This window comes from Neobacillus mesonae, from assembly GCF_001636315.1.
Lineage (GTDB): Bacteria > Bacillota > Bacilli > Bacillales > Cytobacillaceae > Neobacillus > Neobacillus mesonae.
The window spans coordinates 5,601,438-5,617,424 of the sequence record NZ_KV440949.1; the positions used below are offsets into that span (position 1 = coordinate 5,601,438).

Consider the following 15,987-nt stretch of genomic DNA (forward strand, 5'->3'; position numbering starts at 1 on the left):
ACTGAGATTACAAATGATTATTGATTGCCATTTCCATGTTGATGAAACGATGTTAGCGCTAGAAAAAATGATTGAAGAGATGGATAAAAACAATGTTGAGATAACAGCATTAATTCCACCTTTTAATGAAACCATGTATGAAAAAGAAAGTACATACCAGGATAACCTGCACCGCTTTTTCCGCTTTTTAATCATGAATCTCCCCAAAATAGGCTTTAAAATTTATGACGGATTAGTTAAAGATGGTTACTTTAAAGTCAATGGAAGCTTTAAGATTTTTACCAAGCCAAATAATGACATTGTAGCAAATGCGATAAAACGCTATCCTGATCGTTTTCTAGGCTGGGCTGCCGTTAACCCAACTGTTCCAGAATCTGTGGAGACGTTAGAAACATACCTTAACCTACCTGGTTTTATTGGAGTAAAAGCCCATCCATTTATGCATAAGTATAGTATTAAAGAACTTGATTCCATTGGAGCCTTATGCCAAAACAGAGACATCCCAATGATAATTCATCTATCTTCAGAACCAGATTCCTACAAATACTTACCTGAGAAATATCCCAATCTCAAAGTTATTTATGCACATGCAGGACTTCCTTTTTGGAAAAGCCTGTGGCAATATGCAAAGGAAAAACCCAATGTTTTCGTGGACACATCAAGTGATTACCTTACCCCCTCTATCGTAAGAAATGTCGTTCAGGTACTTGGATATCGAAAAGTATTGTATGGCTGTGATGGACCATATGGAATGAAAAGGTTTAATGAGTACGATTACTCGGATAAAAGGAGTTGGGTTGATTCTTTAGACATTCCTCAAGAACATAAGGATTTTATTCTGGGGAAGACTTTTATAGACTTAATAAAGAGTACAGACTTGGACTTCATACAGAACAGATAAAAAAAGGTGGTTAACCCTTTCTGGACTAACACACCCTATGGTTTTGAAACAGAGACTAATCTAACAATATGCTTAAAAAGCAATTAGTTATTTACGATTTTAATATCTTTTATTGGATAATAAACAACATTTGTTGTCCCTACTACCTTTTTTATTGGTATCGCTCCAATTTTACGGCTGTCTTTGCTTTCCCTTCTGTTATCTCCCATTACAAACAAACGATCTTTAGGGACAGTATCACTACCTACTGCGGTTTCCTTTAAAGTGAAGGAGTCTGTTAATGTTCCTCCATCTTTTAATGACTTTTTGTATTTTTCCAAATAAGGTTCGTTGTAAGCTTTCCCATTTATGTATAAAACATCATTTTTATATTCAATTCTGTCACCTGGGAGTCCGATTACGCGTTTTATGTAATCACTACCGTCTGGGGCGTGAAACACAACAATATCAAATCTTTTCGGTTCTCCGATTTTTGTTACAATCATACGGTCCTGGTCTTGAAGAGTAGGGTTCATTGAAGCACCGTCAACAACAATCGGCGTAAAGAAAAAAGAGCGAATAATGACTGCTATTGCAAGTGCACCTATTAAGGCTTTAATCCATTCATATGTTTCATTTTTCTTCTTTACCATTTCTCAACCTCCCTAAATATTCTTAAATAACATATAACCGTATTTTACCATATACGAGTAAAATATGTATTATTTTTCTTCAAACAACCTGCTTCGATAACAGAATAACAAAAATCGCTGATTGTTGTTTAAGCAGTACACACTTTCCTTTTAAATAAAAAATTTATGTGGTAGTGCGATATTGCAAAGCAGGAACGGTATAAACTTCAAGCATAAAAAAAGAGGAGAGTATTTCTCTCCTTGTTACTTAGGTTCATGTCCGTTAATAGGCGAACCAGTTGAAGTATGTTCATTTACCCAATCAAGCGATACCTTCGAAATAGCTGACCAATTAGGGATTTGGTTGCTATGTTGTTCTACCCAACTCATACAATATTGTGGATCTATGCTCTTTTCTAGGCACTGTGCTAAGAAAGACTGAATGTTTTCCTCAGTACAGTTTTCCCATGAATCACACGTTTCAGCCCAAATACGTTCCATTTCCTGTTTAATATCGTTTACCATACTTAATTCCTCCTTGATTAAATCTTCAAAATAAGTTTGTCCAAGGAGAAGAAATATATTTACAGAAAAGGTTCGATGTAAACCGAAACAGTTCGATTAGCAGAGTAATGTAACCTGAACCTTTAGCACAATAAAATAGTCACTAAAATTGCAGCTGGATCTTCAATTCTTACACCCGTTAGTTAAACAAGCAGGTTCTGAATTTATTAGCATTTATTCCTAATTATTTCATCAAAATGTGATTGGTATTTGTTATATATTCCATCATACGGAGGAAAAAGTTTTCCTTCAGGTTCGTTTGGAAAACTCCCGATATATTGCAAAGATTGAATATGGTGTTCTAAACAAAAATTAACACCCTCAAGTTTACTATATTTTAACATATCCTTATTGAGCTAACTTGCCCGTTACTTCAATAAGAAAAGGGATAGCCGCTGCCATATTAAAATAATGTATTGAAAAAGAGCTTGTAATCCCAAGCTCTCTTTAAGGTTTTGAGTTCTTTTTAATAATCCTTTTTATCCTCATTTCTTAAAATTAATGAAATGATTGTTCAGCCTTTTTGGCAGGAAGGATTTTAAACAATAGAACCGAAGCGATAATTGCAATAAAACCATTTATATAAAAGGACGTCCCAGCACCAAATGTCTCCCATAACCAACCGGTAAGCAAGGATGCTGGAAAAAAACCAATCCCCGTAGCCATCGAGTAGAAACCGAGCGCTGTCCCCTTGGATCCAGAAGAGGCAAGATCAACTACCAATGCTTTTTCAACACCTTTTGTTAATGCAGAATAAAGACCGTAAAAAAGAAATAGAAATACAAGGCCGGTAGATGAATCTACGGTACCAAATCCTAGATAGACTAATCCATAAATGGCGTAACCTGCTGTCAAAATACCTCGTCTCCCAAATCGGTCAGAAAAGGAGCCGGACAAGTAAGATAAAAGCGAAGCAGTAAGATGAAAAAGTAAATATAATAGTAAAACATTAGCTGTAGAAACACCTATTTCAGATGCCCTTAATAATAGAAATGAATTTGATGAATTGACAATAGTGAATAGAAAAACAACGATTAATAATTTTTTAACAATCGGATTTAATTGGTTCCAACTGAGTTTTGACCGGGATGAAGCTATTTTATCCTTTTTCGGTTGAGTTCCCTTTTTATCCTTTACAGCAAAGAGAAGTAACCAGCCAATAATGACAGGAATTAAAGAATAAACGAAAACCTGATCTATACTTTCCGTTCCAATAAATCGAATAATTAAATAGGCAGCACCAATACCTAATGCAGCTCCCATCATATCCATCATGGAATGCAATCCGAACGTTCTACCTTGTCTATTTTTTCCTCCTGATTCTGAAATAAGTGCATCTCTAGGGGCTGTTCGGATGCCTTTCCCTGTTCGATCAATTAGTTTCCATATAAAAACCCCTGCCCAACCGTTAGTAAATATCAAAAATACTCTTCCTAATCCTGATAATCCATAACCAGTTATCGCTAATCTTTTTCTCTGTTTAATTCGATCTGAATACCGACCTGAAAAGAATTTCAATAAGCTGGCTAAGCTTTCGGATAAACCATCAATAATTCCGATGACCACTGGTCCCGAAGAGGCTAGAATAATAGGAATTAATGGAGTAACCATGTAGGTACCCATATCCGTAAAAAAACTAACCAAACTCATTAACCAAACATTATTCATTCAATGATCTCCCTTATTATTTATCTTTATTTCAATAATAAATTTATGAAGGGCAAGAAATATTGCATCATATGGGTGAAAGTGATATTACAATTGTCCCAAACCCCTCTTTACTTTCTACATAGTACCACCTTGTGTAATTCCATAATACTGAAAAATCCATGTAAATAAAATTTGATAATGTGTTGTTCGAATAACGATATGAAATACGACATATATTTGTCTCCAATTTTATAAAAAGCAAAAAATGATGAATACCAGTTTAGTTCTTGTATAATGTAGCAGGATTAAAGTGCTCTTTTTCCATTTTAATGAAATATTAATCTTTTATTCAGATAAAGTACATGTTCGTTTTATATACTCAAGTTGCTCAATTTTGTCAGCAGTATCATTTTTGAAAAGTTAGAGGAGGTAAACCGTGAAAAGATTAGTGGAGGCGACCATGCAAAGAGCTATTCTTATGATTGTGTGTGTTGTCATTATCTTGGCTTGGGGAGGTATATCTGCTTACCAGATGCAAAGAGATTATTTGCCTGGAATTAACAATACGACCCTTTCCGTTAGTATGAGAGTGCCTGGTTATCAAGCTGCACAGGTAAAACAGCAAGTAACGGATAATCTGGCAAGTGCCGTCAAGACAGTGGATGGTTTGTCCAATGTTGAAACCACTTCTTATGATGGTGGATTGTTTATGAGTTTGTATTTTCCGATGAATACAGACATGAAACAAGCGGAGGATCAAGTAAACAAGGCATTAGCAAATGCAGATCTTCCGCAGACAATTACTACTACGCCTTCAGTAACACGATTAACAACTAGTTCTTTTCCAATTTTGACTTATAGTATTACCAGTTCAAAATTGGGTGAACAAACTTTACGTTCAACTGCGACACAAGAAATTGTAAAACAATTAAAATCTGTGCCAGGAGTATCGGACGTATCGGTAGTGGGCGGAGCAAAGGATGGATATGTTTTAACAATCCGAATGAAAGACCTAGTGAAAAACGGATTAACATTGGATGATGTAAATAAATCATTTGCCTTAGCTGTTCCTTCCATGCCACAAGGGAACATTGTAAACAATCAGTTATCAATACCTGTATCTTTTGATGGTTTGCCATTAACTGAACAGCAAATGGAAAACGCAACGATTAAGAATAAAGAAGGAAAAGCCATTCCGGTTTCCGCTTTTGGGACAATCACTCATTCCTTAAATGACCTGAAAACAGTTTCCAGAACAGACGGAGCACCAAGTGTTACGTTAAATGTGATCAAGTCACCTTCAGCCAATATTACAGATGTTGCGGAGCAAGTAAAAGATCGTGTTGCACATCTTCACTTGGATACTGTAAATTCGAAAGATGTTTCGTTTAAAGTATTGCTTGACCGGGAGAAAGAATTAAACAGCTCACTTTTCGGATTAGTTCGTGAAGGATTACTTGGTTGTTTATTCTCTATGATTTGTGTGTTCTTCTTCTTCCGAAATGTAAGAAGCACATTATTAATTGCCATTTCTTTACCAATTTCATTGCTAGCAACTACTGCATTCCTGAAATCGATGGGTATCACATTAAACATTTTAACCGTTTCTGGTTTAATTGTAGCCATGGGCCGTATTGTGGATGATTCGATTGTGATTTTAGACAATATGTATCGTAAGCGTGAGGAAAACAAGGACAAATCAATGCTTTCTGTTCTATCGTCATCTGTTGTTGAGATGATTCCTGCCATATTAGGTTCTACGTTAACGACCATTGCTGTTTATATTCCTATCGCATTTGTAGGTGGAGTCATAAGTGCTTCATATAGCGGATTTGCTTGGTCTGTTGTGATTGCACTCATTATATCTTTCTTTGTTGCGATGCTGGTCATCCCTGCTCTTGCTTTTATGGGATGGAAAGGTGGAAACGGAGAAAAACAAACGGTCAAACTCGATGCAAAAATGAAACCAATTCTTCAATCTGCTTTTAAACATAAAAAAGCAATGATTATTGTTTCAATCTTAGTCTTTTTAGCTGCTGGTACTTATTCTGCTTTTCTTCCAGTAAGCTTATTGCCTAGTGGGAAAATCGGACAAATTGCCATTAAAGCAGAATTGCCAAAAGGAAGTACGTTAATTCAAGTAGATTCTGAAGTCCAAAAAATCGAAAAAGCATTAAAAGATAATCCAAAGGTGGATGCTTATTCAGCCAATTTCGGTTCGACGATGACACCACAAAGTGATGACGTTTTTGACCAAGGTGGAGGTTTTATCACCTATCCAAACGTCGCAAACCTTTCTGTTGTGTTGAAAAACGACAAAGATGCCGATTCTGTCATCAAGCAATTACAACAACAGCTGCCGACATTATCTAAAGATGTTATTTTTACGGTAACCAGCCAGAATATCTCTGGTGATGATTCACAAATGCGGATCCTGTTTACAGGTTCAGACCAAGCAACATTGGATAAGGTTGCGCAAGAAGCAAGAACCAATCTATCAAAAATTGATAACTTAAGTGTAGATGGAAAAGTTGATTTAACGAATGGTTCACCTAAGTTTAAAGTCACTTTTGACCAAAAAGCGATTCAAGACAAAGGTGTACAAGTTTCAGACATTCTAGCAGTGATTAATCGTTACATGTCCACATCCAAAGATGCAACGATTTCGGTGGACCATAAAGCACTTCCTGTGGACCAATATTTAGATCAAATAGCAACAGGAGCAAACTCAAGCATTACGTTAAACGCAACTGCCGATGATGTTCTTGCTTCTCTTGCCGGTGAAACAGTAAAAGGGAATAATGGTGAAACGGTCCGTTTTGACCAAATTGCTAAAATATCAAAAGATCCTTCTGCATCTACCATTAGTGAGCGAGATGGTCAGCCATTCTCTCTTGTTACAGCACAGATTACATCAAATGATATTAGCAAAGTGTCTAGCCAAGCAGAGAAAGCTCTAAGCAGCATCAAACTTCCTAAAGATGTAACCTATTCATTAGGAGGCATTTCTGAACAAGTAAAACAAATGATTTTCGATATGTCCGTTGCAGTTGCATTTTCTATCCTTTTAGTGTTACTTATCACTTCTTCCATCTTCAAAGGATGGAGAGCGCCATTGGCTGTACTATTAAGCATTCCACTTGCTTTAAGTGGTGTAGTAATATCATTAATTCTTTTCCACGGAGAATGGAATCTTGCAGCGTTAATTGGTGTTCTAATGCTTACAGGTATCGTGGTTACAAACGGTATTGTATTAATTGATAAAATCGAAAGAAACCGAAAAGAGGGAATGCCTGTTAAAGAGGCTGTATTAAATGGCAGCCTTTCAAGGATTAGACCAATATTAATGACAGCAGCTGCAACAGTCCTTACGTTGTTACCACTTGCATTCTCGCATAATGCGGATACGGTTATTTCGCAAACACTTGGTATTGTCGTAATTGGCGGTATGGTAACATCAACCATTAACAGCTTTATTATCATTCCAATCATTTATGAATGGTTGCATAAAAAATCATCAACGAATGTATCTTTAAATACAAAAAGTATCAGCTAAATTTAAAAGGCTTGGACGTCCAAGCCTTTTTTTACGTTTATTAAACGAATACAATAATTAAAGAATACTGAGCAATAAGTAAAAAATCGTATCTGTTTATTGTAGATACGCCACCGTTTGTTTTTAAAGCTTCAGCTTTAAACCTTCATGCGTTCCTTTAAAACCTAACCGTTCATAAAACCTTAACGCATCTGGTCTTTTTTTATCAGTTGTCAGTTGTACTAAATGACAACCACGTGACTCTGCACGTTGAATTGCCCATTTTATAAGTTCAGTACCTACACCCTTACCTCTTACAGAAGCTGATGTTCTGACTCCTTCGATAGTAGCCCTCCATCCACCTTGATGTGTTATAAAGTGTAAAAGTAATTTGTTGTACCCCAATCACTTCATTACCTTCACAAGCCACTACTAACTCGTTATTAGGGTCAGATGTAATAGCCTCAAATGCTTTTATATAACTATTAGGAAGTGGATGCTCATAACGCTCACGTTTACTTCCCAAAACATCATCAGCAAGCATTGCGACAATACTGTCTAAATCTTGTTCAGTAGCTAGTCTAAACGTTATTTCTGTCTTCAATCAAATCCCCCCTTTTATTAGGAAACCTTTTATTAATTTCTATGCTAATTGAATTCATTCCATAAGGTAATTGCAATTATTTTATGACATTTAATAAGTTTCACTTATCGATAGATTTTCTTATTCAACTATTCTGCTCCGTTACTTCGATAAGAAAAGCCGTTTAAATGGCAGCTGGATCTTTAACTATTACCCCTGTTTGTTGAATATGGTTTGTTAAAACAACTATATTATCTAATGTTTGTCAAATCCTTTCTTACCTTTATACAATACTAACGTCATACCAATAATCAGACAAATAAGTCCTCCCAAACCAGTGGTAATTATTGATAATTCTTCTCGAAAAAAGTACTCACTGATACCCAAAAATATTATAAATACCCATCCTAAAACGTTAAATTTATTAAGTTTCATGCCACCAACTCCATTACTAGAAAACTATATCCGTTCTTCAAATCTTCTGCCCTTTAGTTGAACAAGAAAAAGGGATGCCGCAGCAACCCACTCATAAACTCTTGTCCCCGTTACTTAAATAAAGAGAACAGTATTTTATGAGTCTTATTATTTAAAGTTTAGCATCTTGTAATAAGAAATGAGAATTGTTGCAAGACCAGCACCTAAAAAAATACTTCCAGCAGCTAAGAAATTATTTGTATACCCTTTTATTACAATTAGGTATATTGAAGAACCTGCCCCCCCTTGTTTGTTAACCCAATTATCAGCAAGGGATTTTCCAAAATCCACACTGAAAAATAGCAATATAAATCCAACTACACCTAATGAAGGACCTAGAATCATTAAGCCTTTAGATTTTTCTGTAGTCATCTAATTAACCTCCATTCCTTAAATAGTCATTCATATGGAACACTTTTTTGCTTAAAATGTAAACAAATTTTTAGTTCATTTCCTTTTATTGTACTATTAATGGATAATTGTGGATAACATTATTTTAATACTCAATCCTTCTTTTATAAGAAAAAGCGACCCTTCCTTATTGAAGAATCGCATCCGAATAAGTAGAATACTTCACAAAGAAAAAGACCCTTCATTTTATGAAAGCCCTTTTCTGCGCTTAGAGTAAAGGTTCTAGTTTCTTTATTAACCCGCTTAGTTTTTTACACATTTCATAGGATCAAATCTGATGGATTCCCAATTTCCTTCAGAATCCTTTTTATATTGAGAAATTAATACATCTGTATCATTTGTTAATTGATAAAAGATAAACCGATAATCGGCTCCATCCGTACCAATATAATCAATGGTTTTGACGTAACCATATTGTTTAGTAGGCAGCTGTTTTTTTATTAACTTGCACCAGTTTCCATACATAATACCAACGACTGCTTCAGCATCGTGCTGCCATAGATGATAGGGTGCACATAGGAAGTCCTCTCCATACAATTTCATTTGGTCAATTTTATATAGGTTTTGAACTTTTTTTAATTGGACATAGCCGTAATAATACGCAAAATAGGTGACACCTTTTGATGAGCCTTCGATGCTTTCTAGCTCAATGAAATAAGGAACAATGCCTTTTTCATCAGGAAGTCTATTCATCTTAATTAAATTAATATGTCCAATACCAGCAAACGATTGAAGATATTCATTATAGGAAACCCTTTTGTAATAGTCTTTAGTAAAAAAGTTATACGCAATTGGAAAGGGCAACTTTGCCATCCCCACAGTTCCGCACCCACCCAACTGGTTTTGAGTAAGGTTTTCTGCCTCTCTTAAAATACTAAAGTAGTTTAAAACAGTTTCATCAGGGGTTCGAGTTAATGTTGCAGGGAGTTTAATTTCTTTGTAGTTTTTTTCATAATAGAGATCAAAAAATTGCATGTTCTTGACAAGGCTATTTTTAATAGGGAGGCGGGAAGGACGAAAATATTTTTCAGCATCACTGGTACTTATTAACGAAGTTTGGTTACGTTCAACTGTTTGACCAAATATTTGCGGTTCGTATTGAGATCCCATAACGAGAGTCAATTTTTTTCTGGTATAATGATTGAACGTCCGATTTATCCATTTTCTAAAGTGTTTCAATTAGACTCCCTCCTTCAAGAATATTAATCCAGTTTTATTTAGGTGATTTATTTTCAACAATAACTCAATAAGCAAAGAACATATAATTCCAAATGTGATGAAACCTCCATAAATCCCCATTAAAAATAATCCAATTCCAAAAAACTCATTAGAATTTCAAAAGAAACAATACGCAAATGCAATCCCCCTCCTCCAAAAAGTATTACTCTAATTTATGTGGAAGAATAAAGGTTTAGGAGGATAATCTTCAACTAATCTGCCACTTTAGTGCAAAAAGAAAAGCTGCCACAATGACAGCTTGATCTACAACTCTTGTCCCCGTTAGGGAAATAAGTTAGTTTCTTATAACTGCAAACTCATAGTGATTGTCCTAATGCTAAATCCCATTTTTTCATATAGTTTAATTGCTTGATTCCCTTCAAATGCACTTAAACGGATTTCTGAATATCCATCTTGTTTTAGATGGTCAATACCTGCTCTCATTAACAGTTTGGAAATCCCATTCCCTCTAAATTCTTCTATAACAAATAGTTCGTAAATAAATCCATTCATCATATCAGTAAATTGGTCTTTACTAGTCCCCATAAGAATCCAGCCCATTAATTGATCGTTTTCTGTTGCTATTAAATAATAGCTTCCCTTTTCCAAAAGCGGATTAACAAGTTGTTCAATTTTTTTTTTCGTAGGTTCTACTTCACCTAATTTGCCATCAAAAACAGCTTGTGGCGAAAGAGATAATACCTTTTTTAGTTCAAATCTATTAGGTTTTCTAATATCCATTAATTGATTCAGTCTTTAATTTCCTTTTATTCATTTTAGCATAATTTCCCAACAATTCTTTTCTAAAGGCTATTATTAACTTGAATTCTACATGTGCTAACCTGTCCGTTACTTGAATAAGAAAGAGGTGACCATCGTTATTGATGGTCTCACGCGGTACCTCAACAATGCTCGTTGCTAATGTCATGATATTCCTATGGTTTATCTAAAACTAAATTAATATTTTATTAATAGTTATTTTATATAGCCATAATTTTTTGCTTGTGAATATATGTTAAATTTTATTAGTAACAAGATTTGAGAGGAGAAGTCTTACTTATGAAAAAGAGAATGGGATTTTTATCAACAGCGGTAATTTTAATAGTAATGATGTTAAGTGCATGTGGTAACGCTACGAATAATTCTTCAAATTCAACAACACCACCTAGCAAAAAGTCAAATACTACAACACAAACATCAAAAACTTCGGATTCATCAAAAAAAGCTACAAAAACTGCAGCAACAGGAAAAGTAGTTGATATTAAGGTTATGGCAAAAGATTTTGAATATGATAAAAAAGTAATCCATGTTAAAAAAGGAGATAAGGTAAGAATTACTCTACAATCTGATGATGGTGGGCATGGCTTTGCTCTTCCAGCTTTCAATGTAAACATCCAAGGAAATAAAAGTGCTGAATTTATTGCCGATAAAACAGGTACATTTGAATACCACTGTTCTATAGTTTGTGGAACAGGACATTCTAAAATGACAGGGAAATTTATTGTAGAATAGTTTTAATATAAAAAGAGTTTGGCAAGTAACCCTCCATTAAAAAAACAAATCTGGACCAGTCCCTGTAAGGGCTGGTTCCATTGTACAACACTCATCTTATTGAACCTGCCCCATTAGTTCAGCAAGAAAGGAGACCGCAGCAATCATAATCTTTAATTAACGCCCTAGTTTGTTGGAAGAAAAGCATTTTTAAATGATTTATTCTATATCATTCCCTGTACGTACAATTTGTTCTAAAATCCAAGGTTTATCCCCTTCTTTTGTATACGAGGAAAAATACTCTCTGTTCTCCTCAATTAAGTGCCAAACCATCTCTTCTTGAACTACAATTTTAAATGCCTCTTCCTTAGTTTGATTGTTCCGGTCATATGCTTTAATCCAATATTCTTTATAGTCGCTTGAATGCCCTTTTTCAATAACAGTTAACATCGAAGTAGTGGATGTTAAAGTCCCCCCGCAGGATGTAAGCACTAATAAAACAATTATTATAAAAATTAAAGTTTTCTCCATATATCTCAACCCCGCTATCCAAAAAAAGGGTCTGTCCCCCGGTGTACTAAAGCTTTAATGCACCGGGGGACTGACCCCAAAATCCCAAAATCATAATCACCTACACTACTTTTGTATCTTTCGGTGTTGTCTTCTTTTCCTCATAGAACAGCACGATGTCCGGATCAATCTCACCGATTCCCATATATCTTGCCTTATAATCTTTTAACAGCGCTAAGAATCGTTTACTTAATAGCAGGATCACTACAACGTTCACAAAGGTCGGAATCGCTGATGTGATGTCCGCAAAGTACCAAACGGCTTGGCCTGGCATTCCAACACTGACAGCATAGATGACCATTGACAATCCAGGGATGGGATAGAACCATGTGAAAAAGGTGAGGAATTTACGTTTGAATTTTGTCCCTTTATTTTTGAATAAATGGCGTAATAAAATTTCGTAATAAATATACCAGCCTGTTGTGGTAGTTACACCAAATAACACGACTGAAATGGTAATAATATAACGTCCGGTTTCCCCAATTCCCGCTTCGAAGGCGGCCAGCGTTAATTCTGCACCAGATAATCCGGATGACCAAACGCCTGAAATAATAATCGTCAGTGCGGTAATCGAACACACAATAATGGTGTCAACAAATACTTCGAACGCACCCCAAATCCCTTGCTTTACAGGATGATCGACTTTTGCTGTGGAGTGGACCATTGGAGATGTCCCCCAGCCAGCTTCGTTACTATAAACGGATCTTGCTACCCCCATTTGAATCACCTGGGCCACGGCAGCACCCGTAAATCCGCCAACCGCTGCGGTTCCTCCAAATGCACCGGAGAAAATCAAGCTAAATGCGTGAACAGCCTCCCCTAAATTCGTGAAAATAATATAAAGACCGGATAAAACAAAGAACAATACCATAAACGGAACAATTTTTGAAGCCATTTGTCCGATATGTTTAATACCGCCATAAATAATATAATAGGTTACTAGTGTAAGACCGATCGAGGCAGGGATCATCCCAATACCGAAAGTCGAACCTACCGCTTCAGAAATAGTATAGTTTTGTAACGTAAAGAAGAAAGTCCCGAAAATACCAAAACCAAAAATAACCGCCGGAATCATCCATAGTTTGAAATTCTTTTCCTCACCAAGACCTTTTTCCATATAGTAAGTCGGTCCGCCATATGGGTCACCATTTTCATCCGTATTCCGGTAATGAACCGCAAGCGTAACCTCAACCGTTTTAATAATCATCCCAACTAGTGCACATAACCACATCCAAAATACAGCTCCAGGTCCCCCGACTGCAATAGCGGTGGCAACACCGCCTATATTTCCAACGCCGACCGAACCGCCAATCGCCGTACTAATCGCCTCAAAAGAAGACAAGATACCTTTCGCTTTATTGTCCTTTTCCTGCTTCTTAAAAATGTTTCCAAATGTCGATTTCAGGATGTGCGGCAAATGAACGAACTGGAAAAACTTCGTCGCTACCGTAAAATACACACCTGCAAATAAAATCGTAAAAATGAGAGGTACCCCCCACAAAAAGCCAACTACTTTCTCTAAAAATTCTCCCAAAAGCTTTCTCCCCTTACATATTTATTTTGGCTGTGGTGCTCTTTTCATACTGAATATCCCCGCCGATAATGGTCATTTCTATGTCCGTATGTAAAAGCTCATCCGGATCCTCCATCTTAAATGGATTATGCGAATAAACGGTCATATCTGCTAGTTTGCCGCGAGAAATGGTTCCTTTTATCGTTTCTTCATTTGTTGGATAGGCCCCCATTTTGGTAAATAACTTAAAGGCATCATGCATGGATAATTTCTCTTTTACATTCCAACCTTCATGGGTATCTCCTGGAGCTTTTCGGGTAACCGCTGCATGTATCCCAAGTAATGGATCAACCGGTTCAACAGGTGAATCCGAGCCGCCGGCACAGATCACATTGGATTCCATTAATGTTTTCCACGCATAAGCAAGTGGAAGTCTTTCAGGTCCAAGTCGTTCTTCGACCCATGGAAAGTCGCCAACAACAAATCTTGGTTGAATATCCGCGATTCGAGTAGGAACAGCTAATCTTGGGATTAAGTCTTTTCTTAATGCTTGGACATGAATCAAACGATCTCTATGGGATACTGCTGGAAATTGATCTAGCAGGTCCAAGATATTTTCTAATGCTTTATCCCCAATCGTATGAACGGCAATAGGCATGGACAACTCTCGTGCTTTCCGAATGATGTCAGATAGTTCATCATGGGAATACATCGCTTCCCCAAAACTATTTGGTGCATCATGATAAGCCTCAGATAATAATGCCGTTCTTCTGCCAAAAGCCCCATCAGCAAATATCTTTACCGCGCCAATTTGCAAGGTTTCATTCCCAAAACCATCCCCGCTTCTTTTAAGTCATTCAAATATTCATGATCAATTAATAGATTAGCGCGCAGCCCAAGCCCCTCTTGGTTTAATAACTCATCATATATTCGGTAAGTAGTATGTAATCCACCTAAGAAATTCGGATCGTTCGTATGTACGCTGGTTAACCCTTTTTGCATGGCGATTCGGATGGCCTGTCTTAAAGCTCCCTTTAGATCCTCATAGGAATACTTTGGGATGTATTGTTTAAAAATTTCCGAAGCTGTTTCTAGTATGAGCCCATTTGGCTGCTTAGTCGTTTCATCTAAAACTATGGCCCCGCCTTGTGGAATCGTCATTTCGGAATGGTACTGACAGATTTCCAAAGCCTTACTATTGACAAGAGCGGCATGTCCACAAACCCTAGGGATCAATAATGGATTGTTTGGTGCAGCATAGTCAAGTTCTGAAATGGTTGGAATGCCGCGATCCGTGAAGAGATTTTCATCCCATCCTCTTCCAAGGAGCCATTCACCTGGTTCTAACGTCTTGGCTTTAGAGGCAATCTTATGGAGCATCTCTTCCTTTGATGTGAGTCCCGTGACATCGAGATTTAATAAATTGATAGCTATGGCTGACATATGTAAATGGCTGTCAATGAGACCAGGGGTTACGGTCTTTCCTTCTAAATTGATGACCTCGGCATCATGTCGTGACCAATAGGTCATTATTTCTTCCTTTGAACCCATATCAATAAATCTACCATTTTCCACAACAACCGCCTCAACCTGTGGTTTCATGGAATCAAATGTATAAAAATTACCATTTGTGAATATCCTCCTCAATCATTTCCATCTCCTATTCTATTAATTAATAAATAAGAAGGTGTTTCGCCAACACCTTCTTATTTTTCCTAATATACAGAATATTAATAATTCAGTCAACCTATTTTCGGGAAAAAAGGGGCAGTCACCCAGTGCACTCCGTACTTTTAGACTTTAGTGCATCGGGGGACTGAAGCCAAAATTCCATACAAAATCGTAAGGCCTTTCACTTTTTACAGACCTACGAGCTAAACGTTTCTCTTGTTCTCGCATTTTTTAATAACACGTAAACGAAATAATTCTCCTTGTATCAATACCAAAAATCATCCAGAACCTGCCATTCCATGTGAAACCAGCTACAGATCTTGGACCTGCGTAAATGGGATAAAACCAAAACTCTTCACCATTGTAGAGCCGTATATATGTATTACGAAACAGGCACAACCTAATTGCTCCTGGATCAACAGCTAATGGTGAAGCAGCTGCTTGTTGAGGAATAAATGGAGGAGGAGGAGCAGTTGGAGCTTGTGGAATTTGTGATCCGGTTAACCTGGAAATCCGGATGGTCCCGCAAACTCAGGTCCTGGTAAATCTGATTGTCCTGGGAACGAGGGCACTGGTAAACTTGGAAATTGACGCTCCAATGGTTGATCATAATTTATATTGGAGTATATTGTCTGATTATACATTTAAAGGATCGCCTCCTTATCTTAAATAAGTCTTTAAAGTATTTGTATGTTGTACTATTCTTTTGTGAAGCTAATTCGCAGTCTAAATTGTTGAAATGAAAAAAAGCTGAATAAAATTAATCTCCATCGTTAGTTCCAGACACACATCTTT

The 15,987-nt window shown here is 36.5% G+C and carries 12 protein-coding genes and 3 pseudogenes; 3 read left to right on the top strand and 12 right to left on the bottom strand.

Annotation, left to right across the window (positions count from 1 at the left end; genetic code table 11):
* The first annotated feature begins 13 nt into the window (after nucleotides 1-13).
* Entirely contained in the window at nucleotides 14-901 is an 888-nt protein-coding gene (locus tag A6749_RS26410; protein WP_066399887.1) for an amidohydrolase family protein, read from the top strand.
* Nucleotides 902-984: 83 nt separating this feature from the next.
* On the opposite strand, the gene lepB is transcribed toward A6749_RS26410, so the two are convergent.
* The 3 genes from lepB to A6749_RS26425 form a co-directional block, all read right to left on the bottom strand.
* Complete coding sequence (lepB, locus tag A6749_RS26415) at nucleotides 985-1,533, bottom strand: signal peptidase I (protein WP_066399894.1); 549 nt, start codon at nucleotides 1,531-1,533, stop codon at nucleotides 985-987.
* A 243-nt stretch (nucleotides 1,534-1,776) separates the two neighbouring features.
* On the bottom strand, nucleotides 1,777-2,037 hold the full coding sequence (locus A6749_RS26420; protein WP_066399898.1) for a hypothetical protein: 261 nt from the start codon (nucleotides 2,035-2,037) through the stop codon (nucleotides 1,777-1,779).
* 537 nt (nucleotides 2,038-2,574) lie between these two features.
* Complete coding sequence (locus tag A6749_RS26425; RefSeq protein ID WP_066399901.1) at nucleotides 2,575-3,744, bottom strand: MFS transporter; 1,170 nt, start codon at nucleotides 3,742-3,744, stop codon at nucleotides 2,575-2,577.
* Nucleotides 3,745-4,162: 418 nt separating this feature from the next.
* On the opposite strand from A6749_RS26425, the gene A6749_RS26430 reads away from it, so the two are divergent.
* Nucleotides 4,163-7,282 carry an efflux RND transporter permease subunit gene (locus A6749_RS26430; protein WP_066399903.1) on the top strand — a complete coding sequence of 1,040 codons (3,120 nt, stop codon included), beginning with the start codon at nucleotides 4,163-4,165 and terminating at the stop codon, nucleotides 7,280-7,282.
* Nucleotides 7,283-7,405: 123 nt separating this feature from the next.
* Here the strand turns inward: A6749_RS26430 and A6749_RS26435 are convergent.
* The 5 genes and pseudogenes from A6749_RS26435 to A6749_RS26455 form a co-directional block, all read right to left on the bottom strand.
* Nucleotides 7,406-7,865: pseudogene (locus tag A6749_RS26435) on the bottom strand (N-acetyltransferase family protein).
* A gap of 234 nt (nucleotides 7,866-8,099) precedes the next feature.
* The gene (locus A6749_RS26440; protein ID WP_066399906.1) at nucleotides 8,100-8,279 is read right to left on the bottom strand and encodes a hypothetical protein; all 180 of its coding nucleotides are present in this window, start codon (nucleotides 8,277-8,279) and stop codon (nucleotides 8,100-8,102) included.
* Between the two features lie 147 nt (nucleotides 8,280-8,426).
* A complete protein-coding gene (locus A6749_RS26445) occupies nucleotides 8,427-8,690 on the bottom strand; it encodes a hypothetical protein (RefSeq protein WP_066399909.1) in 264 nt (87 codons plus the stop codon).
* Nucleotides 8,691-8,972: 282 nt separating this feature from the next.
* Nucleotides 8,973-9,908 carry a hypothetical protein gene (locus A6749_RS26450; protein WP_084797997.1) on the bottom strand — a complete coding sequence of 312 codons (936 nt, stop codon included), beginning with the start codon at nucleotides 9,906-9,908 and terminating at the stop codon, nucleotides 8,973-8,975.
* Nucleotides 9,909-10,250: 342 nt separating this feature from the next.
* Nucleotides 10,251-10,688 (bottom strand): GNAT family N-acetyltransferase, encoded by a 438-nt coding sequence (locus tag A6749_RS26455; RefSeq protein WP_066399911.1) that lies wholly within the window; start codon nucleotides 10,686-10,688, stop codon nucleotides 10,251-10,253.
* A 318-nt stretch (nucleotides 10,689-11,006) separates the two neighbouring features.
* Here A6749_RS26455 and A6749_RS26465 point away from each other — a divergent pair, with 318 nt between their 5' ends.
* Nucleotides 11,007-11,459 carry a cupredoxin domain-containing protein gene (locus A6749_RS26465; protein WP_066399919.1) on the top strand — a complete coding sequence of 151 codons (453 nt, stop codon included), beginning with the start codon at nucleotides 11,007-11,009 and terminating at the stop codon, nucleotides 11,457-11,459.
* A 198-nt stretch (nucleotides 11,460-11,657) separates the two neighbouring features.
* Here the strand turns inward: A6749_RS26465 and A6749_RS26470 are convergent, their stop codons facing one another.
* The 4 genes and pseudogenes from A6749_RS26470 to A6749_RS26485 all read right to left on the bottom strand — a co-directional run bounded on the left by A6749_RS26470 (nucleotide 11,658) and on the right by A6749_RS26485 (nucleotide 15,836).
* Nucleotides 11,658-11,969: a hypothetical protein gene (locus A6749_RS26470; protein WP_066399923.1), complete on the bottom strand. Its 312-nt coding sequence runs from the start codon at nucleotides 11,967-11,969 to the stop codon at nucleotides 11,658-11,660.
* A 100-nt stretch (nucleotides 11,970-12,069) separates the two neighbouring features.
* Complete coding sequence (locus A6749_RS26475; RefSeq protein WP_066399924.1) at nucleotides 12,070-13,542, bottom strand: alanine/glycine:cation symporter family protein; 1,473 nt, start codon at nucleotides 13,540-13,542, stop codon at nucleotides 12,070-12,072.
* A gap of 13 nt (nucleotides 13,543-13,555) precedes the next feature.
* Nucleotides 13,556-15,123: pseudogene (locus A6749_RS26480) on the bottom strand (amidohydrolase).
* Between the two features lie 300 nt (nucleotides 15,124-15,423).
* A pseudogene (locus tag A6749_RS26485) lies at nucleotides 15,424-15,836 on the bottom strand (collagen-like protein).
* Nucleotides 15,837-15,987 lie beyond the last annotated feature (151 nt).